Below are 19,746 nucleotides of genomic sequence, written 5' to 3'. Positions count from 1 at the left end.
GTGCTGGGCGCATGGGTCGACCGTCGTCGTCTCGCCGAGGTGTGGGCGGCCCGTCCCGCGGGTGAGCGGGGTGCGTCGTTCGGCACGGGGACGCTGATCGCCGGGCGACTCGTGCTTACGGCCTGGCACGTCCTCACCGATGAACGGGGCTATCCGTACGAGCGGGTGCTGGTCCGGCTCTTCGGCGGAGGGCTGTACGACGCACAGGTCGTCTGGGCGGATGCGGCCATGGACGCAGCCCTGATCGACGTCCCCGATGCGGGGGAGCCGGGCGGCCGATTGATTCCGGAGGGCATGGCCCCGGTCCGGTTCGGCTCTCTCGTCGGCCAAGGAATACGGGTCGCCTGCCAGGCGACCGGGTTCCCGGACAGCCTCACGCCGACGGGCAGCGACCGCGAGATCGACCAGGTCGACGGGTACATCAATCCGACCGCGGGCTCGCGGACGGAGCAGTACCTCATCACGGTCGGACACCGGCCCGACCACAGTGTGCAGGCCCCAGGCGCGCGGCGCGCGGGCTGGCACGGCATCTCGGGGGCGGCCGTCACCTGCGGACCGCTGGTCACGGGTGTCGTCACGGAGGACACCCCCGGCTTCGATTCCCGCCGTCTGACCGCGACACCGATCCATGTGCTGGCCCGGCGACCGGACTTCCGCAGCGTGATCGAGAACGCCGCGGGCCGCAGCCTGGTCCTCGAACCCGTCGAGATGCAGGAAGTGTTCACCCCCTGGTACCCGGCTCTCGCACCCGCGTCACCCGCATCCCTGCTGCGGCCGGAGTACGAGATCGTCTCGTTCCGCCCCCGCGCCGAACTCGGCACGCTGCTGGAGTGGTGTCGCACCGGCCACCTGCTGTCCGGCCTGCTGATGACCGGACCCGGCGGCCAGGGCAAGACCCGCCTCGCCCGGGAAGTGGCGTCGCGGCTCGGGGCCGAGGAGTGGGCGGTAGGGCATCTGGCGCAGGCGGAACAGCTGTCGGCCGAGCATCTGCGGGTGCTCGCGTCGGCCGCCAGGCCCCTGCTGCTGATCGTCGACTATGCCGAGACGCGAACGGCCCTCACGACGGCACTCGTCAACCACCTGGCCAACCACCCCAGCGGCCACCCCGTCAGGGTCCTGATGATCGGGAGGACGGACGGCGACTGGTGGCAGCAGGTGCGTCGGGACGCCGCGCCGGGGGCGGCGCTCGCAGCCCGGCCGCTGGAACTCCCGCTGCTCGAAGCGGCGGACGGCACTGTGCTGACGGACGCCCGAGAACAGGCACGGCAGCAGCTCGCCGCAGCCCTGGCGCGGATTCCCGGCTACGGCGTCACAGGCGGCCAGGACGGACCGGCCGCCCGCGGGCCGGCCGCGCCGGGCAGCGACGAGGTATCGGCCCACGGCGCGGGCCACGCCCTGACCCTGCACATGTCCGCGCTCGCCGATCTGCTGACCGGCGACGGCGACGCCGCACAGGACAGCCCCGAGGACGTCATCCTCAGCCATGAGCACTCCTATTGGAGCCGTACCGCCCACCACCACGGACTCGGTTCCGAGCAGCAGCGGCTGACAGCCTTGACCATCGCTCTGCTCACGGGAGCGGATTCCCGGGCCCGGGCCGTGGACACGCTCGCCCTCGTCCCCGGGCTCCGCGACACCTCCGAGGACACCCGGCTGCGTCTCGCGACCTGGATCCACGACCTCTATCCGCCCGACACCCCGCGTGCGTACTGGGGAAGCGTCCACCCGGACAGGCTGGCCGAACACCATCTGGCACGCGAGCTCACGAAGCATCCCGAACTTCTCAACGCGGTCCTGCCGCACACCACCCACGAGCAGGCACTGCACGCGCTGACGGTCCTCACCCGGGCCCTCGCCCTCCCCCTGAGCACCGACGCGCTCGGCGAGCGGCTGCGGAGCCTGATCGGCGACCATCCCGCGACGCTCGCGCTGCCCGCGATCACCATCGCCCCGCAGGCCCAGACCCCGGGGCCGCTGCTGGACGCTCTGCAGCCGATCTGCTCCTCGGCACAGCTGTCGGACGAGCTGCGCGACCAGTTGTACGGCGCGATTCCCGATCAGACGCAGCGGCTCGCCGACCACGCGCTGACGCTCGTCGGCCGTCAGGTCGATCAGCACGCACAATCCGTTGCTTCCGCCGGGTGGTGGCGGACGCTGCGGCGCCGGCGGGACACCGGCCGTATCGAGAAGCTCGCCGGGGCGCTCGACAATCTGTCGATCCGTCTGGCCGAGCTGGGGCGGTGGGAGGAGGCCCAGACGGCGAGCACACGCGCGGTGGAACTCCGGGAGAAGCTTGCGGCCGCCCGTCCCGAGGAGTTCCTGCCCGACCTGGCGGTGTCGTTGAACAACTTGTCGGCGGATCTTGCGGGGGTGGGGCGGTGGGAGGAGGCGTTGGCCGCTAGTACGCGTGCGGTGGAGATCCGTGAGGAGCTTGCGGCCGCCCGCCCGGAGGTCTTCCTGCCCTACCTCGCGGTGTCGCTCAACAACCACTCCAACCGGCTGGCGCAGCTGGGGAGGCAGAAAGAGGCACTGGAGGCGATCATGCGCGCGGTGGTGATCCGGGAACGACTGGCGCGGGCGACTCCAGATGCCTTTCTGCCCGACCTGGCGGTGTCACTGAGTAACTGCGCGATCCGCCTGGACGAGTGCGGGAAGCGCCCGGAAGCGCTGTCCTCGGTGAGCACGGCCATCGGTCTCCTCGAAACGCTGGCGTCCGGGCGGCCCGCGGTCTTCAACGAACTCCTGACCCAGTGCAGGGCGCTACAGGCGGCACTGAGCGGCGCGCCTCCCATCCCCGAGCAGAAGGAGAGTGTGGGCACCAGGCGAATCGGCGCGCTGCACATGATGAGCCGAAGCCCGTGACCGCAGCGGGTACGGGTTGGTATTGGTCGGTGGCGATCGCCGATACCGCTCAGCCAAGGTCAGGAGAGGGTAGCTGGCCCTAGGTCAGGGCGCGGGGCTGATGGTGCCGTCCTCCGCCATGTCGAAGCTGCCGTGGGCCTTGCCGTCGACCTTGTTGTGCTTGAGCGATGCCGTCGATGAGCTCAGGCCCAGCAGGCACTGCATGCGTCGCGCAAGCTCCTAGGACATGGACGCGGCAGGCTCGGTGGGCCAGTACATCGGCTTGCTACACGATCCTGACGGGCACTTCGTACTGGGTCAGCATCTGGGCCATGTCTTCGGCTTCCTCCTCAGGCACAGCGAGGGTGGCAAGGCGGCGGGCTCTGGTGATGGCGACGTACCAGACGCGAAGCAGCTCGTCGGCTGACGGATCGCCTTGGGCCCAGCGCTGCACGTTGCCGTCGTCCGGCAGTATCAGCATCACGGCGTCGGCTTCGTCACCCTTGAGCTGGTGGACGATGTTGGTGCGCACGCCGGTGGCCGTGACCTGTCGGGCCACGACAGGCACCCCGGCCAGGCGTCCCTTTGTGTGATGCGGAGTGGCACCCGAGGGTGCGGGCCATGCCTTCATCGCCTGCCACACATCGCTGGCCTATTCCTTGTGGGGCGGGGGGAGACTGTGGAGGAACGCGAATGCGGAGCGGTTGGCCTGCTGCACGGATATCCCATGCGCGGCACAAAGCCTCTCTGCACTGCCAACCTCCCCCGGAAACCAGTACCCGAACAGCATACGTACGGCGATGGCACAGGCCCGGGTGAGCTCGGCGCTCGTGGCCCCCTCGGTATGGGTCACGGTGCGCGCCCAGGCGAGGCTGGTGATCTGGTTGGTGTTCGACTTCTCGCGTGTGATCCCGGGCAGCGTGGCGTATTTGTAGGCGGTCACCAGGCAGTCCACGGCCTCTATGTCGTACTGCTGAGCGACGTCACGGAACGCCTCGACGACGCCGTTACTGGTCGATGCGTGCCGGTGGTTGCTGCCCGTGCCCGCGAACCGTGTCGGCAGGACGACGACAGGGATGTCGTCTTCCCGGAGGACGGCTGTGTCCGGTGGCCGGTGGCCGGCACGCAGGGTGCTGGCCAGACGGCAGATGACGGGAGAGCTACGCCAGTTGCCAGTCAACGGCACCGGGGCGGACGTCAGTTTGGTGGCGAGGCGCTGCAAGGCTGCTGGCTGTGCTCCGCGCCAAGCGTAGATGGCCTGGTCGGGGTCTCCGACCAGAACGAGCGGTAGCCCGGCGTCGTGCAGCATCTCAAGTATCGCCAGGTCGGCGCCAGAGCAGTCCTGTGCCTCATCCACGACTACTTCCGCGAACCGCGAGAGCGACTGCGGTAGCAGTTTTGCCGCCCGTCCTGGACGGCGCAGGTTCCACAGAGCCAGGTATCGAGCCTCGTGCCCGGTGAAGTACCCCAGCTTGCACCATGAATCGCGGGTCTTCAGGGCAGCCGCCTCCCACTCCCCGCGGTCGTACTCGCTCTTCTCGAGCAGCCGCTTGGTGTCTCGGTCGACGTTGTTCCAGGCGACCCCTTGCCGGACCGGTTCGACAGCCGGGTCCAGGACCATGGGGAAACGGTGCAGGGAGATCTCTCTGTCCATGCCCTGCACAGGTGCTTTGACGTTGGACCAGGACTCCAGCAGCCGGGGCACCGGCAGTTGTCGCGCGCAGCGGCTTGACCAGAAACTCCCACAGGAACGAATCCAGAGTGCCGACGAAGTGGGGAGCATGCAGCAGATCGCTGCGCCCTGCCTGGCGGCAGCGCTGTGCCATCTGGTCGCGTGCCACCCGCGTGAACGAAATCAGGGCCCGTCCTTGCCGCAGCAGCCGCGTGGGCGACTGCAGATGCCGCAGGGTGATCACGTGCGTCTTCCCAGCCCCTGGACAGGCCGGCACTAGGCTGGTGCCGGCGCCTGCACGGCGAGCCGCTGTTGCGCTTCAGCCGCGATCTGTATGTCATCCGCGGTCTCGTCCGGTGTCACGACGCACCGTCCGGCACGGTGATGAACTGAATTGCGTCTGCCAGGTAGGACGGCACCGTGAAGGGGAGGGCCCGATCACCCAGCACATCCGCCAGCTCCTGGGCGACGAGCCCCTTGGATATCGGAGTGCCTCCGATCGGCTCGCCATCGTGGCCGCGGACGGTCGGGCAGCGGGCCATGATGACCACGTCCTCGACACTGGCCGCGGCCGACAGAACGGGGGAGTGGGTGGTCACCAGCACCTGCAGGTGACCCGCTGGCTCCATCGGGTCCTTCGGCACCCTTCGCCGGGACTCGCGAGCACGGCGTTGCAGATAGCGCAGCAGCAGTGTCTGCAGCTGCGGGTGCGGGTGAGCCTCAGGCTCCTCCACCAGCAGCACAGTCAGATCAGACTCCGCGCGGCGTCCAGTTCCGCCATCACGGTGGCGATGAACAACGTGTTGGCGTAGCCCAGTCCGGAGGCGGACAGCGGGAACGGCGCGGCCCCGAAATCGCCTAGGAGCACACGCAGCGACCGTGCGATTGACGCGAACGTAGGCTCAGCAAGCGTCAGTTCACTGTGCTGTGGATGCGGTCCCGCAGTCAGATCCTTCAAAGGGCCGTTGATCTGCTTACTCACCGCCGTGACGTACTCATCCGCGGCGATCGCTTCCCTGCCGCTCGCCGCGGAATCCCGCGACGGCTACCAGCGCACCAGCTTCAAGCACTGGAACGCCGGAGCGAACCCGAGCGACGGATGTAACACGCGCGCAGAGGTGCTGCTCGCCGAGGCTGTCCAGCCCGCCCACGGTGTCGGCCGGCTGCAAGCTCACCGGAGGCTTGTGGTGGTCCTACGACTACGCGAAATGGGTCAGCTCCGCCTCCGCGCTGGACATCGACCACATGGTCCCGCTCGCAGAAGCGTGGGACTCAGGTGCCTCCCAGTGGACTGCCGAGCGGCGTGAGGCGTGCGTACTTCGCCGGTGCCGACATTTCCGCGACCGACCTGCACCAGGCGCTCGCCTACCTGGCAGAACACAACCTCATCGAACGCATTGACACCGATCCCGCCACGGTCGCCATCACCCCCGAAGGCGTCAGCTGCGCCCTGTCTGGAGGAAGCGTGCAAGACCACACCAACCCGGCGCGCACCGGCACCACGTACAACAACTTCATGCCGAACGCGCAGGGCGTCATCATCGGCGAGCAGCAGAACGTCACCCAGAACAACACCGCCGGCATCGACCCGACGCTGTTCGCTCAGCTCGCCGGGTACATCGGTCAGGTCAGCACCGCCCTGGGCATGTCCGACACGGACCGCGCGGAGCTGGAGCGCGTCGCCCAGGACCTCCACGACGAAGCGACCTCCGAGAACCCCGAGCCGGGCCGCCTGCGCCAGTTCGCCACTCAGCTCAAGGACAAGCTCCTGGAGGCCGGCTCCACCATCGCGGCCACGATGGGCGTACAGATGGCCGACCAGGCCCTCGCCGCGCTGATGCAGTAATTCCTTCAAGCAGCACCACGGGGCCCGGGGATCAGCCATTACGTCCCCGGGGCCCGGCTTTATGGAGTCGTGCAGTTCAACGACGGCCCGACTGCGGCGTCACGGGCCGCGCAGCTAAGGCCGTCAGCCGTCGGAGGCCAGCGGCCCGGAGTGCAGGCAGTACGTGCACCTGGACGCCGGATCGGTGCGGCCCATGCACCGCCGGCAGGTGCCGCGTTCCCGGACCGGGCCGCGGCCGTCTGCGCATCCTGGGCACGTCATCACCGGCTGGCCGAAACCGCCGTACACGGCGACGCTGCCCGTGCCCTCATCCACTCCGCGATCGAGGCCCTGGAGTGAATCCGCGCAACTATCCGCAACTTCGTTGAGGGCTGTGCCGCACCGTCCGTAGCGTCGAAGACATCGACGCCACCACCAGCCGGGAGAGGCGGGGCCATGCGCGCACGCACGAACACCACCACGGCCGAGCCGCAGCACGGCGTTCCCTCCCCGGCCCTGCTGGCCCGCGCCGACCGGGGCTTCGCCCGATTCCTCGCCCACCACACCGAGGACCAGGACGACGGGGACGGCGGCGGCGAAAACCCAGCGGTGACCGCCGGCCACCCAAGCGAGACCGCCCCAGCAGCGAGGCCCCGATGACGCACGAGAGCACCACACACGGTCCTGTACGACCCCGAGGGCCTGATCGATGCGGAACTCCCCCTCGACCGCGAGCCGCACGAACTGCTCGCCAAGGCTGTGCTCGGGTGGACCGAACCGGAGCCGGCGCTCCAGCCCCGCGACTACCAGCAGATCGCCCTGGTGCTCACCGGACATGCCCGCGCCGTCGCGGCCGACGTCCAGCGGCACGCCGCGCAGCTGCCGACAGACAACCCCCGGCGGGCACTCGCCGACGTCGTGATCGAGGAAGCCGAACGGCGGCTGTCCGTCCAGATGGACGGCACCGCGCGCTGCGCCCAGGGCCGCGCCCGGATGGTGCGCGCCCTGTACGAACGCCTGGACCGCCTCGTCGAACCCGCGCCCGCCGTCACCTCCTGAACTGCCGCGTAACAGGACGCGACCACGGCAGCGCATGGAGCGGGGCCCGCACCTTCGCTTCAGGCGGCCTTTCAAGCCACGTATTCGCTTCAGCCCGGACCGCTTCGCCGGGCACACTTGACGCCGTGACCACACCGGATGTCCAAGGGCTGGAGCAGCTTGAGGGCGCTGTCTTGGACGACAAAGTCTCGCTGGCCTCATGGTCGACAGGCACAGCCGCCGGTACGTGATGCGAGCTGAGCAGATCGCCCTGGCAGCCGCCGTCCTCATCCTTCAGAAGCCTGCCGAGCAAGATCAAGGTCCACACGGAAACGTCTACCCGCTCCGCCCCGGCGCCCGCTGACCCACAACCTCACGCAGCTGCCCCGGCCCCACCAGAGGCCGGGGCATCCCTGCGTTGGTCGATCGATTTGCCGCGGTCAAAGGTCCTTCAGGACGCGATCAAGCGCCGACCGGCCTGCGGGCCCCCAGTTCGGCTTGCCGCCGGGCAGGCCGCGGTCCCCGTTCTGGCCCATCAGCATCAGGAACAGGCTCTTCATTGCGGCCAGCCCACGTGCCCGTCGGACCGCCGCCTCGCTCGCCTGCGCATAGCTGTCGAAGAACCGCGAGGCGCCGCCCGCGGGAAGCAGCAGCCAGGCGGCTGCAAGGTCCCAGGCCGGGTCGCCGGCGAAGACGTCGCCGAAGTCGACGACGCCCGCCAGTGTCCCGTCCGCGACGACGACGTTCGCGGGATGCAGGTCGCCGTGAACCCACACTCGCGGGCCCTCCCACCCGGGAGCCGCGACCGCGTCGTCCCACACGGCCCGGATGCCGTCCTCAGCGAAGCGGCCGAGGTCCACGGCCCGCAGGAAGTGCTCGAAGCCCTCCGTGCACTCTTTGGGGTGACCGCCGCGGTCCGAGGCGTCTGGTGCTTCGGCGGGCGCCTCCACATGCAGCGCCTTGAGGAAGGCCGCCAGAATGTCGGCCGCATGGTCGCCGCGGGTGACCGAGCCGTGGTCCAGCGGCGTGCCCTCAACCCAAGTCATGACGGTCCACATCTTGGGGAAGCGCTCGGACGGCGCACCGTCCCGCACGGGGACCGGGATCGGCAGCGGCAGGCGCGAGGCCAGGGTCGGCAGCCACCGGCGCTCCTTGAGCTGCGGATCTGGGCTGGTGTCCATCCGCTGCATCCGGACCGCCAACTCGTCCCCGAGGCGCCACATCTGGTTGCCCCAGCCACCCGCCACCTCGCGGATGGGCAGCGAGGCCAAGTCAGGATGCTGGTCCCGCAGCAGGCCGCGGACCAGATCCTCGCTGATCTCAATCTCGGATTCGATCATGCGGAGTCACAGTACTTGAGGCAGGCAGAGGCGCCCCTGCTCTTCGGGGGATCCAGCTCCCCGGCTGGAATCCCCGAGCCCTCTCGAAGAGCCTGCCGCTAAGCGCCGCAGCCTGCGCCCCGTCCACCAACTGAGGCAGAGAGTCGACCGTGTTCACGGCTCGGTCGGGACTCGCTCGACTTGAACAGAAGAACTTGACAGGGAAGTCGTCTTCCCCGTCAAGTCTTTCTGTTCAGTCTCCGGAAGCTCCTGACTTCCTCTATGGACGCGCAGTGGCGGGGCTCCGCCGCGTGGTCCTGCGAACCGCCTGTGTTGGGAATCGTGACACGCGACGCCGGACCAAGTTCCATGTGGGTACGGTGAGTTGCGAGAGCATCCCAGCCCGGGAGGCGTACGCAGGGTGCCAAGACGCGGGAGCAAAGGGGCGGGGCGTGAAAGAGATCGAACTGGCGGATGCGGTGGCTGCAGTGCGGGACGAACTGATGGCTGCTGCGGCGCGCGGGGCGGGTGCGGATCTGACCTTCCTTGTAGGGCCGGTGGAACTGGAATTCGCAGTGGAACTGCGAGCTGATGCCAAAGCGAAGGCGGGTTTCAAGGCGTGGGTGCTGAGCGGCGAGGCAGAAGCGGCGCTGGCACGAGGCCGCACGCACCGGGTGATGGTCACGCTTACCCCGCAGCGGCCTGACGGTGGCGACTGGTTCGTCCACGGCGGCGTCGGCCGCGAGCCAGGGCCGGGAGACGTTTCCGCGCGTCTTGAGGACTGAGCACAACCGCGACACAGATACCAGGGGGATGCTGGATGGACCGGATGCGGGTCGTAGCGGTCGAACACGACGGAAGTCGCGGTTCGGGGTATGTGGTTGGTCCACGACTGGTGCTGACGTCCGCCCATGTGACGCCCGAGCGCAACGGCGCCGTATCGCTCTTTCAGCCGGGCAAGGGGCCGTCCTGGCACGCGACCGTTGTCTGGCGTGGTATCCCGCGCGGACGCGACGACGCAGCTCTACTGCGTATCGACGACCCGTCCTGGGTGCCCCCACCGGGAGCGTGGGATCGTTGGGGCCGTCTGGTCACCCACCGTCCCGCCACTCCGTGTGAGGCATGGGGAATTCCGGAGGTAGTGCAGCGGTCCGGCCGTGCCGTGGACACACTTCAACCCTCGGGCACTCTCAGTCCTGGAGACCGCTACGTCGGGAACAGGTACGTGATGAGCCTGAACCAGCATCCCCCGGCCTCATCTGGCGACGAGGGCTCGCCGTGGGCCGGGATGTCGGGCGCTGCACTGTTCTGTGGTGATCTGCTGGCTGGTGTCATCGCCTGCGACCCAGCCGACCGTAACCACGCCCACCTGGAGGCGGTACCGGCATGGGTGCTGATGCGGGACGCTGCCTTTCGGGCTGTCCTGGCAGAGTACGGCCCGGAGACCGGCGTGATACTGGAACCGGTGGAGTGGCAACAGATGGCGGAGCCGTCAGAACCGGCAGCCCAAGAGCTGCTCGCTTCGCCGGCTGCCCTCCTGCGGGCCCGCCGCCGGGTAGTGCCTTTCCGTGGCCGAACGGCCGTGCTGGGAGATCTACGTGCCTTCTGCAACGATGCGGGTTTCGGCACCCGGCTGCTGCACGGCCCCGGCGGGCAGGGCAAGACCCGGCTGGCCCAGCACTTGGCCGACGTGCTGGCCGCCGAAGGCTGGACCACGCTGTGGCTACGTGCCGACGCGGACGGCGGATCACTGGCTGCACTGGCGGCCGCCGCCGTGCCGCTCCTGATCGTGGTCGACTACGCCGAAACCCGTACAGCGCAGGTGACCGCGCTGTTGGAAACCGCCGCCCGGTATAGGGGAGCCAAACCGTTCAAGCTGCTTCTGCTGGCGCGCACCGCCGGCGACTGGTGGCAGGCGCTGCAGGCCGCTAGCCCTGTCGCTGAGGAATTGCTGGACGGTGCCGCGGCGGTGTCACTGCCTGCGCTGGAAGCCGAGCCCGGAGCCTCCCGCGCTGAGGCTTACCAGGAAGCCGTGCGGAGCTACGCGGGACAGCTGCCTCGGGTGCGCGGCTGGCAGGAACACGATTGGTCTGGTTTGGCCGCCCGTCTCACCGCAAGCGGAGCCGACCCGGATGGCCAGCCGTCGGTTCTGGACGGCCCCGGTATGGAGATCGCACTGACCCTGCACATGACCGCGCTGGCCGACCTCCTGGACGCGGCAGGCCAGATGCGGGCCGACGGCCCCGGCGGCGGGCCGCCGGCGGTCGACGGGCGGGGCGTGGAGGACCGGCTGCTGGCACACGAGCGCCGCTACTGGACCAACGCCGCCACTGCACGCGGACTGCACCCGAACTTGACCATGGCCACGCTCACCGACGCCCTGGCCGCCGCATTTTCCCTCGGCGCGGAAACGCACCTGCAGGGCGAAGGACTCCTGCGCAGCGTCCCCGGACTGGCCGACCAGCCAGTCGACCGGCTGGGTGCCGTACTCGGTTGGATTGTCGCGCTTTACCCTCCGACACCCGGCGCGCCGTGGGGCAGTCCGCAGCCGGACCGGCTGGCTGAGCGATTCCTTGGCCGGCATCTGCTGGACAGCCCCAGCCTGGTCGACCGCGTCGTTCCCGGCGCCACTGACCGCCAGGCAACCCATCTGCTCACCGTCTATACCCGGGCCGCTGCCCACCCCGTCTTCGACCAGCAGCTTGACCAGCTCCTGACCGCGTTGTGCGTGCGGCACTCCGCCGTGCTCGCCGGCCCGGCCGTCCACGTCGCTACCCAGGCCGAAGCACCCCGCCCCCTCCTTGAGGCCCTACAGCAGATCACCGACTCATCCTGCACCACTTTCGCGGACTTGGAACGGCTCGCCCGGCGGCTGCCCGCCTCCACCTACAGCCTCGGCTCCTGGTCCACCCATCTCAGCCAGCGCATCGCTGACCACCACCGATCCCGCAGCCACGGTGATCCCGAAGCCCGGCCCGCCCTGGCCGCTGCTCTGCACGATCTGTCTGGCCGGCTGGAGAGGTTGGGGCGATGGGACGAGGCACTGGCCGCCTTGCGGGAAGCAGTGGAGATCCGCCGAAAACTGGCCGCGAAACAACCCGATACGTACCTGCCGAAACTCTCCTCAAGTCTGAACAACCTGTCCGTCCTGCTGAGCCACCATGGGCAGACCAAAGAAGCACTAGCCGTATCCAGCGAGGCAGTGGACATCCAGCGGAAAGTCGCCGCACAGCAGCCCGATGACATCGTGCTGTGCCACCTCGCCACGATCTTGGACAACCATGGCGGAGAACTGGCGGCCCTCGGGCGCTGGGAGAAGGGGCTCGCGGAGATCAGCGAAGCGGTGGATATCTACCGCGAGTTGGTCGCGAAGCGGCCCGATCAGTTCCGGGGAAACCTCGCCGGAAGTCTGAACAACCTAGCCGCCGTTTTGCAGCGTCGGGGTAGGTGGCTGGAGGCGCTGGAGGCGATCAGCGAAGCGGCAGATATCTTCCGGGAGTTGGTTGCGACACGGCCCGACGCATTCAGGCACGAGCTCGCCGTTTGCCTTGTCAACCTCTCCGGTATCTTGGCCCACTTGGGCCGGCAGGACGAGGCACTGGCAGCGGCCAGCGAGGCCGTGGAGATGTACCGGAAGTTGGCGGCGGCGCAGCCTGATGCTCATCGTCCCGGGCTCGCGTCCAGCCTGACGAACCTCACCGGTGCCTTGGCTGATTTCGGCCTGTGGGGCGATGCACTGGCAGCGGCCAGCGAGGCCGTGGAGATCGAACGCGCTCTGGTGACCGCGCTGCCCTCCGCGTCGCGGCCCAATCTCGCCAAGTACCTGCACAACCTCTCCGTATGCCTCAACGCCTCCGGGAGGCAGGATGAGGCACTGGCCGCGATCAGCGAAGCCGTAGGAATCTACCTCGAACTGGCTAGAGAACGGCCCAAAGCCCCCACCTACGAGCTGAATCGATCAATCAAGCTCTTGGTCCTTCTTCGGGCTGCCGCGAGCGGCGACATGAAGTTCTGATCCGACTATCGGCCGGGGAACGGGACGACGTTGTCGGAGGAAGATGTGCAGCCTGCTTTCCTGCCGCTTTCCTGAGTGAGCACGGCGCGGGCGAGAGTGAGCCTGGTGACCAGTCGGCGAAGTTCCTCGATCTCGGCTTTCTGGTGGGCGATGGTCTTCTTGAGCTTGGTGACGGTTTCCCGGAGTCGCCTTTCGGGTTCCGGGATCTGATGGGTCTCGTTGCGGACACGTTCGTAGAACTCGTTCTTCAGGTCGGCGTGCCGTTTGAGGAGGGCCATGCGGTGGACGCCTGACTCCGCGGCGAGGGCGACGACGGTGAGGCTGCCGTTGGAGGCCGTGGCCTGGCCGGCGAGGAGCCGGTCCATGGCCTCGCGGATGCGGGCGCGCTCGTCCTGGTGCGGCTCGTTCATGTAAGGGCCTGGGCCGGTTGGGCGGTGGCGTCGTGTGCGTCGGCGGTGGCCCGGAGCCGGTTGGCGTTGGCGCGTAGGCGTTTGCCGATGGGGTGTGGTGCGTGGCCGACGAGTTGGTCGATCTCGACGGCGCGTTCGCGTAGGAGACGGGCGTGGGTGTCGGTGCGGACGGTGTTGCCGCAGCCGGGCCGGCAGTCGTACTGCCGCGGGGCTGTGGCGCCGGGCTCGGGCTCGCACAGAGCGTTGTCGTGCTTGAACGCGCAGATCAGGAACGCGTCGGGATTGTAGTAGAGGACGACGCCGTCCCGAGCGAGGAAGGCGCTGGCCTTCTTCGTGAACGTCTTGGGGACGATGCGACCCTCGAAGCGTGGGGTCTGGGCGGCGGCGGTGAGGGCGCGGCGCGCGGCCGGTCCGGAGATCTTCTCGCCGGATGCGGTGCGCTCGCGCAGGCGGGCGGCGGTGTCGGCCGCGGCGAGGGCGGTCTCGACGTCGAGGACGCTGTGGATGCCATGGCGGCTGCGGGTTCCGTAGCCGCTGGAGGTGCGGGCGTCCAGCACGGTGCGCATGTGGCCGTACTGGATGGCGAGGGCGATCAGTCCGCCGGGGCGGCGTGCGACGTGCCAGGCCAGAGTTCTGCGGAACCGGGCAAGGCCGATCGCGCCGTGCGGATCCGGCGGGATGATTTGGTCCAGGGGCAGTGCCGCATCCGTGAGGCACCGGCGTAGTTGATCAGCCTGATCGTCGTCGTCAAGGAAGGTTGCTGGTGCCGGCCGCTGGTATCCGGGGTATTCCAGATTCCGGGTCAGGCCACGCTTGTTCGTCCACCTGATGAAGGCGGCAGTCAGGCGCGGCCGGGCCGGCTTGGCCTGGGCAAGCCAGACCTCGAGGTCGGCCTGGGTCAACGACCGAAGGTTGAGGTGATGGTCGTCGAGCCACTGCATGAACTCGATCGCGGCTCGGATCTCGCTGCGGTCGGTGTGCGCGGCTTTGGTCGAGTACCGGCCGCGAGCTGCGCGTCGGCGGGCATCGCGGATGATGAACCACTCAGTGAACGGTCGAATGATCTCCGTATGCGTGGCGGGCAGGCTCTGGGCGGCGGCACGGAACCACAGCTCCAGCTGGACGAGATTCTCTTGCCTCGTCGGCAAGATCCCAGCATGGACGAGGAGTTCACGGACGTAGCGCGTGGCCGGTTCCTGCGGCAGGCCATCGAGAAGTTCATGCGTGATCTCTGCCTGGCTCGCTGCGAGCATGGCCGGGAGGCGGGCGCTCGGGCTGCAGCGAAGCCATGCCAGGACGGACCTGGGCCGTGGCGCTGCGGTAAGAGCTTGGGCAAGCGGAACGAGCACCGTGACGACCTGACCGTTCTCATCGGCGAGGAGCTCGTGGACGCGGTCGCCGGCAACAGGGACCATCCCCCGCGGGTGCGGGGAGCGGACCGTACGGACGGCCTGCGTACCGATCGTCCCGGGACCATCCCCGCGGGTGCGGGGAGCAGGCCCAGCGTTCGATGAACGCGGTCATCGTCCGGGGACCATCCCCGCGGGTGCGGGGAGCAGACTGCATGACCTGCAAGTTTACGAGCAGGGCAGTCGGCCTTCGAGTACTTTCACCGAACCCGGCAACATGGACAAGGTCTCTGACGGGGTGACTCTTGTGCAGGACTTCCCGTGGCATGGGGGTAGTGCGAACGGCCATGGGAGTGACCGGCCGCGCAGATTCCGGCAGGCGCGATCAGGTAGACGGGTAGCACTGGATCCATGCGGAGGACCGGCGGGTGCGGGGAGCAGCCACAAGTCCAGGTCGGCCTGGGGCTCGCGGAGGGACCATCCCCGCGGGTGCGGGGAGCAGGCCAAAGTCCGCTTCTCCAAGCTCAGTTCGATGGGCCATCCCCGCGGGTGCGGGGAGCAGAGCAAGCGTGCGGCGCGGTCGTCCTCCGGCGAGGGGCCATCCCCGCGGGTGCGGGGAGCAAGAGGTTGGCGCGATGCGTTTGCCCCGGACCTTGGGACCATCCCCGCGGGCGCGGGGAGCAGGACTGCACGACCTGCGGTTTCATCGCTGAGGTGTTCGACTCTCACAGAGTTTCACCGGAATCGATAAATCTGGCATATCGCGTCCCTTGCTTGCAGCTGATCGCGGATCATACGGCCTGACCTGACCATCCATGAAGCTACTGACTTCGGCTCGTTAGGGTGATTTTTCTCGAAGTCCCTGATGGGCCTGGAGCTTTGTCTGTATCCCGTGGTGTGTGAGACACCCCATGCCGTTGGGGTGTCAAGCGGACTGGGTTTGTGCATGGTGTGACCACGCGGTTGCTTCGTCGTAGAGAGTGCGGGTCTTGAGGCAGCCGTGGAGGATACCGACGAGGCGGTTGCCGAGCTGGCGTAGGGCGGGGTTGTAGTCGACGTCACGGGCGCGCTGCTTGTCGTAGTAGCGGCGGGCACCGGGGGATGCCTGCAGGGCGCAGAACGCCTGGCGTTGGAGGGCGTCGGCGAGGCGGTTGTTGCGGACGTAGCGAGCCTGAACAGTGCGACTTTTGCCGGAGGCGCGGGTGACGGGGCTGGTCCCGGCGTAGTTCTTGCGGGCCTTGGCGGAGGCGTATCGGGTGGGGTCGTCTCCGAACTCGGCGAGCACCCGGGCGCCGGTGATCTCCGCGATGCCGGGCATCGAGAGGTAGATCTTAGCGTCCGGGTGCGCGAGAAAATGCGCCTTGACCTGCTCTTCGATCGCGGCGATCTGCTCGTTCAAGGCGATGATCAGCCGTGCGTGAGCGGTTGCGGTGGCCGCGTAGGCCGCGGTGACCGGCTCGGGTAGGGCCAACTGCTGTTCACGGAGCGTGGTCTGGATGCTGGCCGCTTTCGCGTCGCGGTTCCGTCGGCGGTGGCGGGCCAGGACGGCCGTGATCTGTGTGCGGGTGAGCTTCGCAGCCGCGTCCGGCGTGGGAGCTTTGATCAGCAGTTCCAGTGCGTCGGTGCTGGTCAGCGCGAGGTCGGCGTAGGCGTTCAGCGCGGCGGGGAAGTACTCGCGCAGCGTGCTGCGCAGCCGCTGGAAGGTGCGGGTGCGTTCCCAGATCAGGGTTTGGTGGGCGCGGGCGACGACCTTCACGGCCTGGGCCTGGTCGCTGTCCCCGGCCACCGGTCGCAGCTGGTCGCGGTCGATGCGGATCATGTCGGCCAGCGCGTGCGCGTCGCCCTTGTCGCTCTTGGCGCCGGAGGAGGCGTACCGCTCCTTGAACCGGGCCACCTGCCGGGGATTGATCGCGTAGACCTGGTAGCCGGAGGCGATCAGGGCCTGCACCCACGAGCCCCGGTCGGTCTCTATGCCGACGACCACCTTCCCGGGCTCCAGATCACCGCCGTGACGGGCGATGAGCTCGTGGAGCCTGGCGATGCCAGTGACTCCTTCGGGCAGAGTCGCGGCGGCCAGTTTGCGGCCGGCCTCGTCCTGGAGCTCGACGTCGTGGTGGTCTTCGGCCCAGTCATCACCGATCAGCAGCAATAAGCCCTCCCCAAGTCCGTTTCCTGGTCCTGCGTCGTAGCCTGCGGAAGGCACGGCGCGCGACCTAATGGATCCAGTGCTCACGCCCCACGGGGCGGGCACGCCACCCCATCAGCGGTCTGGCCTCCCGGCCACCAGCAGGGGCACGGTCTCACACCAGAACTCAACCGATTCGGGTATGCACAGTGCTCACCTGTTGGCGGCTACGGAACCGAGCATTCCCCGGCTCTGTAGCTCCCATTAGGTATGCGGATGGGGGCGGGCTGACCCCTGCGGGACGTCAGCGCCGTGAGACGGTACGGATGCAGGCGGCCGAGCTGTTCGAGCAGAAGATCACGCCTGCGGAGGTGGCACGGCGGCTGCGGGTGAGCCGGAAGTCGGCTATCAGTGGCACCAGATGTGGCGGAATGGCGGCGTGCGGGCTCTGGCCTCCCGTGGCCCGAGCGGATCGCGATGCCGTCTGTCCCCGCGCTGCCTGGAAAAGCTGGCCGGGTATCTCGAGCAGGGTCCTGCTGCGCATGGCTGGGTGGAGGACCATGTGTGGACCGCGGCGAGGGTGGCCACGCTGATCGGCAGGAAGTTCCACGTCTCCTACAGCGTCTCCGGGGCCACGCGGATGATGCACCGGCTCGGCTTCAGCCCGCAGGTGCCCATACGGCGGGTCGCCGAGCGCGACGAGGAGGCCGTGACCGTGTGGAAGGAGGCGACCTGGGCGGAGGTAAAAGAGCGCGGGCGGCCTGCGGAGGCTACATCTGCTTCGAGGACGAGGCGGGCTTCACCCGCCGGCCGCCCAAGGGACGTACCTGGGGCCGGCGCGGTGTGACTCCGCAGGTGACGGTGAGCGGCCGCCGCTCGGGACGCCTGTCGGTGGCCGGGCTGATTGCCATGCGGCCCGGCTCGCGGACCCGGCTGTGCCACCGACTGCGTACCCACTCCGCGGGCAAAGGCAGGCGCCGGAGCATGGGCGAGCGGGACTTCATCGCACTGATCGACGGCGTCCACCAGCTCCTCAAGACGCCGATCGTGCTGGTCTGGGACCGCTTGAACACCCACGTCTCCCATGCCATGCGCAAGCTGATTGCCGAGCGCGAGTGGCTGACGGTGTTCCTGCTGCCCGCCTACTCACCCGACCTCAACCCCGTCGAGTGGGTATGGGCGCACGTCAAGCGCAGTCTGGCCAACCTCGCCGTCGTCGCCCTCGACCGGCTCGAAGCACTCGTACGCAACCGGCTCAAACGCCTCCAGTACCGGCCCGACACCCTCGACGGCTTCATAGCGGGCACCGGCCTGACCCTCGACGAACCAACGTCACCCTGACGAGCCGAAGTCAGTACGCGTCGGGACGTGTCCATCGCTTGATGATGCGCGGCTGGGAGTACGGGGCCGGCCAGCCTTGCAGTCGGATCTCCTCGGTGTCCTCCGGCTCGTCCTCGCAGTCGGGATCGGGGAAAGCCGCGGCGGCGAGGTTCCGACGGGAAGCGCGGATGCGGGTCCACCCGGCGGGCATGTCGAAGCGTGCCGCATCGGGGAGGTATTCGGTGCAGCCCAGCACGACCAGTCGTCCCGAGACCAGGTTGAGGCTTGCTTCGACGACATGGTCGAAGTCGTCGCTGTCGTCTTCCGGCTGTTGCGCGAGGACGTGGACGCCGACTGCCACGGTGACATTGACGGCGGTGCCGATGGCCAGGGCGTCGTCAGTGATGCCAAGCCCGTCCAGGAGGGCCTGTTCGGTCCACGTCACTCAGGTCGCCCTCGGACTCGTCGTCCAGGACGTGGATCTGGAAGTAGTCCGCGAAGAGCTCAAGGTCTGTCACCACGGGGCCATCATCGCTGCTGCTCAGGGAGGGCAGAGCGGCGAGGTGGGGCTGTCGTCCGGTGATCCGAAGGGGGCGGCGGTCGAAGGGCGGCGAGGCCGAAGGCCAGTCCTCCGGCGATGAACCAGGGGTTCCAGAGGGCCAGCGTCCAGGACCGCTGTCCCACGCTCACCGAGGTGTCCAGGTGTGTCGTGTTGGTCAGCAGCAGCACCTCGATACCGATGCCCCGGACCAGTAGGAGGGCACTGACGCCCCACCCCAGCCACCTTGCCAGCAGAGCGGGAACACCCCGGAGCCTGGACCGGGCAAGCAGCCATGCCAGCAAGGCGCCGAGGAGGCAGAGCGCACCCACACCCCACAAACCGGCTACGACGAACCACAGCGGGCGCTCGGTGGCCAGCGGACCGGCGGAGATGCTCAGCCCCACATCACCGCCGACGGCCCAGTAGAAGTGCAGCCCGGCGAACGCGGCCGCCCACAAGCATGCGATACGCCCCCACAGCGTGGACGGTTCTGCGCCTGTTCCCTCCGGTTGGCGTCTCACCGCCGGCCCTCACGGGCATCGCGCCTGTCAGCGCACGGGCTGTCCGCTTCCTGTGGCAACACGATGAACGCGGTGCCCTTGGTCAGGTCGATGCTGGAGCGGGGCGGCGCACCGTCGCTCTCGTCGTCCCGCCGCAGCAGCTCCACCCGCCGCTGCTCCAGCTCTACCGTCTTGTTTCCGTTCACGACCGCCGTGAATTCATCGAAGGCCGTGTTCGACAACGACCGCCCCGTGCGCCTGCGTAGCCACGGGATCAAGCCCAGCCCCGTGAACCATCGCCACGCGCTCTCCACCAGAGCGACCAAGACCAGCAGACACACGAACGCCGGGAACGACATGAGCCAAATCGTCACAGATGGCCCCCCATCGTCCTCAACACAGTTGACTGCCGGGAAACGGCGGAAGGGTCGGCGTCGTTCTCATCGGACGTGAGGACTGGGAGAACTCGGGGCTCCAGACATGCGTCCGCGCATGGACCGCTCGCACAGACCTCGCGGGCAACGCGCTCTGCCCAGAGCGGCACAGGCCGCTCGGTCCCCTCGACCGCCGTCGTTGGACTCGTCTCGCTGATTGCCATGGGATCACTGTTCTGGATCCGCAGCGCGCAGGGATCGGGCCGGCGCATGATCCGCTTCCCCCATGCGGCGGAGGCGCCGCCATGGAGATCCACCGCATGGCGGAGTGCCGTGGGAGCAGGCCGGCCTCGGCAGACCTGCCGGACGGCAGTGAGCGACGACCCGACGAGCCGAACACACCCGCCCGCCCCGACC

General features: G+C 68.5%; 18 protein-coding genes and 3 pseudogenes. 9 read left to right on the top strand and 12 right to left on the bottom strand.

Annotated elements, in window-relative coordinates:
* The gene (locus ACWGI8_RS06640; RefSeq protein WP_453659013.1) at positions 1-2,862 is read left to right on the top strand and encodes a tetratricopeptide repeat protein; all 2,862 of its coding nucleotides are present in this window, start codon (positions 1-3) and stop codon (positions 2,860-2,862) included.
* Positions 2,863-3,127: 265 nt separating this feature from the next.
* On the opposite strand, the gene ACWGI8_RS06635 is transcribed toward ACWGI8_RS06640, so the two are convergent.
* The 5 genes and pseudogenes from ACWGI8_RS06635 to ACWGI8_RS06615 form a co-directional block, all read right to left on the bottom strand.
* Positions 3,128-3,400: a hypothetical protein gene (locus tag ACWGI8_RS06635; RefSeq protein WP_453659012.1), complete on the bottom strand. Its 273-nt coding sequence runs from the start codon at positions 3,398-3,400 to the stop codon at positions 3,128-3,130.
* A 93-nt stretch (positions 3,401-3,493) separates the two neighbouring features.
* Positions 3,494-4,462, bottom strand: a complete 969-nt coding sequence (locus tag ACWGI8_RS06630) for a UvrD-helicase domain-containing protein (protein WP_453659011.1) — start codon at positions 4,460-4,462, stop codon at positions 3,494-3,496.
* A gap of 118 nt (positions 4,463-4,580) precedes the next feature.
* Positions 4,581-4,808 (bottom strand): annotated as a pseudogene (locus ACWGI8_RS06625) (UvrD-helicase domain-containing protein); the annotation flags it as partial.
* 64 nt (positions 4,809-4,872) lie between these two features.
* Positions 4,873-5,247 carry an AAA family ATPase gene (locus tag ACWGI8_RS06620; protein WP_453659010.1) on the bottom strand — a complete coding sequence of 125 codons (375 nt, stop codon included), beginning with the start codon at positions 5,245-5,247 and terminating at the stop codon, positions 4,873-4,875.
* An 11-nt stretch (positions 5,248-5,258) separates the two neighbouring features.
* A complete protein-coding gene (locus ACWGI8_RS06615) occupies positions 5,259-5,495 on the bottom strand; it encodes a hypothetical protein (RefSeq protein WP_453659009.1) in 237 nt (78 codons plus the stop codon).
* Here ACWGI8_RS06615 and ACWGI8_RS06610 point away from each other — a divergent pair.
* The 4 genes and pseudogenes from ACWGI8_RS06610 to ACWGI8_RS06595 form a co-directional block, all read left to right on the top strand.
* Positions 5,479-5,824: pseudogene (locus ACWGI8_RS06610) on the top strand (HNH endonuclease); the annotation flags it as partial. The gene ACWGI8_RS06615 and the pseudogene ACWGI8_RS06610 overlap by 17 nt on opposite strands.
* Positions 5,817-6,359, top strand: a complete 543-nt coding sequence (locus tag ACWGI8_RS06605) for a hypothetical protein (RefSeq protein ID WP_453659033.1) — start codon at positions 5,817-5,819, stop codon at positions 6,357-6,359. The pseudogene ACWGI8_RS06610 and the gene ACWGI8_RS06605, both read left to right, overlap by 8 nt.
* A gap of 435 nt (positions 6,360-6,794) precedes the next feature.
* Positions 6,795-6,998, top strand: coding sequence for a hypothetical protein (locus ACWGI8_RS06600; protein ID WP_453659008.1), 204 nt, complete (start codon positions 6,795-6,797; stop codon positions 6,996-6,998).
* A gap of 24 nt (positions 6,999-7,022) precedes the next feature.
* Positions 7,023-7,397: a DUF6415 family natural product biosynthesis protein gene (locus ACWGI8_RS06595; protein WP_453659031.1), complete on the top strand. Its 375-nt coding sequence runs from the start codon at positions 7,023-7,025 to the stop codon at positions 7,395-7,397.
* 419 nt (positions 7,398-7,816) lie between these two features.
* Here ACWGI8_RS06595 and ACWGI8_RS06590 read toward each other — a convergent pair whose 3' ends face one another.
* On the bottom strand, positions 7,817-8,716 hold the full coding sequence (locus ACWGI8_RS06590; RefSeq protein WP_453659007.1) for a phosphotransferase: 900 nt from the start codon (positions 8,714-8,716) through the stop codon (positions 7,817-7,819).
* 431 nt (positions 8,717-9,147) lie between these two features.
* On the opposite strand from ACWGI8_RS06590, the gene ACWGI8_RS06585 reads away from it, so the two are divergent.
* Positions 9,148-9,480: a trypco2 family protein gene (locus ACWGI8_RS06585; RefSeq protein ID WP_453659006.1), complete on the top strand. Its 333-nt coding sequence runs from the start codon at positions 9,148-9,150 to the stop codon at positions 9,478-9,480.
* A 443-nt stretch (positions 9,481-9,923) separates the two neighbouring features.
* A complete protein-coding gene (locus ACWGI8_RS06580; RefSeq protein WP_453659005.1) occupies positions 9,924-12,710 on the top strand; it encodes a tetratricopeptide repeat protein in 2,787 nt (928 codons plus the stop codon).
* Positions 12,711-12,715: 5 nt separating this feature from the next.
* Here ACWGI8_RS06580 and ACWGI8_RS06575 read toward each other — a convergent pair whose 3' ends face one another.
* The gene (locus tag ACWGI8_RS06575) at positions 12,716-13,120 is read right to left on the bottom strand and encodes a hypothetical protein (protein ID WP_453659004.1); all 405 of its coding nucleotides are present in this window, start codon (positions 13,118-13,120) and stop codon (positions 12,716-12,718) included.
* Positions 13,117-14,268, bottom strand: coding sequence for a hypothetical protein (locus ACWGI8_RS06570; protein WP_453659003.1), 1,152 nt, complete (start codon positions 14,266-14,268; stop codon positions 13,117-13,119). The genes ACWGI8_RS06575 and ACWGI8_RS06570 overlap by 4 nt, the downstream gene beginning before the upstream one ends.
* Positions 14,269-14,277: 9 nt before the next feature.
* On the opposite strand from ACWGI8_RS06570, the gene ACWGI8_RS06565 reads away from it, so the two are divergent.
* Positions 14,278-14,634 carry a hypothetical protein gene (locus ACWGI8_RS06565; protein WP_453659002.1) on the top strand — a complete coding sequence of 119 codons (357 nt, stop codon included), beginning with the start codon at positions 14,278-14,280 and terminating at the stop codon, positions 14,632-14,634.
* A 760-nt stretch (positions 14,635-15,394) separates the two neighbouring features.
* Here the strand turns inward: ACWGI8_RS06565 and ACWGI8_RS06560 are convergent.
* Positions 15,395-16,618 carry an IS110 family transposase gene (locus tag ACWGI8_RS06560; RefSeq protein WP_453659001.1) on the bottom strand — a complete coding sequence of 408 codons (1,224 nt, stop codon included), beginning with the start codon at positions 16,616-16,618 and terminating at the stop codon, positions 15,395-15,397.
* Between the two features lie 239 nt (positions 16,619-16,857).
* Between ACWGI8_RS06560 and ACWGI8_RS06555 the strand changes: the two are divergent.
* Positions 16,858-17,935: pseudogene (locus ACWGI8_RS06555) on the top strand (IS630 family transposase).
* 10 nt (positions 17,936-17,945) lie between these two features.
* Here the strand turns inward: ACWGI8_RS06555 and ACWGI8_RS06550 are convergent.
* The 3 genes from ACWGI8_RS06550 to ACWGI8_RS06540 form a co-directional block, all read right to left on the bottom strand.
* Positions 17,946-18,359, bottom strand: a complete 414-nt coding sequence (locus tag ACWGI8_RS06550) for a hypothetical protein (RefSeq protein ID WP_453659000.1) — start codon at positions 18,357-18,359, stop codon at positions 17,946-17,948.
* Between the two features lie 83 nt (positions 18,360-18,442).
* Positions 18,443-18,976 (bottom strand): DUF3995 domain-containing protein, encoded by a 534-nt coding sequence (locus ACWGI8_RS06545; RefSeq protein ID WP_453658999.1) that lies wholly within the window; start codon positions 18,974-18,976, stop codon positions 18,443-18,445.
* Positions 18,973-19,314 (bottom strand): DUF6191 domain-containing protein, encoded by a 342-nt coding sequence (locus ACWGI8_RS06540; protein WP_453658998.1) that lies wholly within the window; start codon positions 19,312-19,314, stop codon positions 18,973-18,975. The genes ACWGI8_RS06545 and ACWGI8_RS06540 overlap by 4 nt, the downstream gene beginning before the upstream one ends.
* Between the last annotated feature and the right edge of the window lie 432 nt (positions 19,315-19,746).

Source organism: Streptomyces sp. NPDC054841, assembly GCF_053611045.1.
This window is presented reverse-complemented; position numbering and strand designations above follow the sequence as displayed.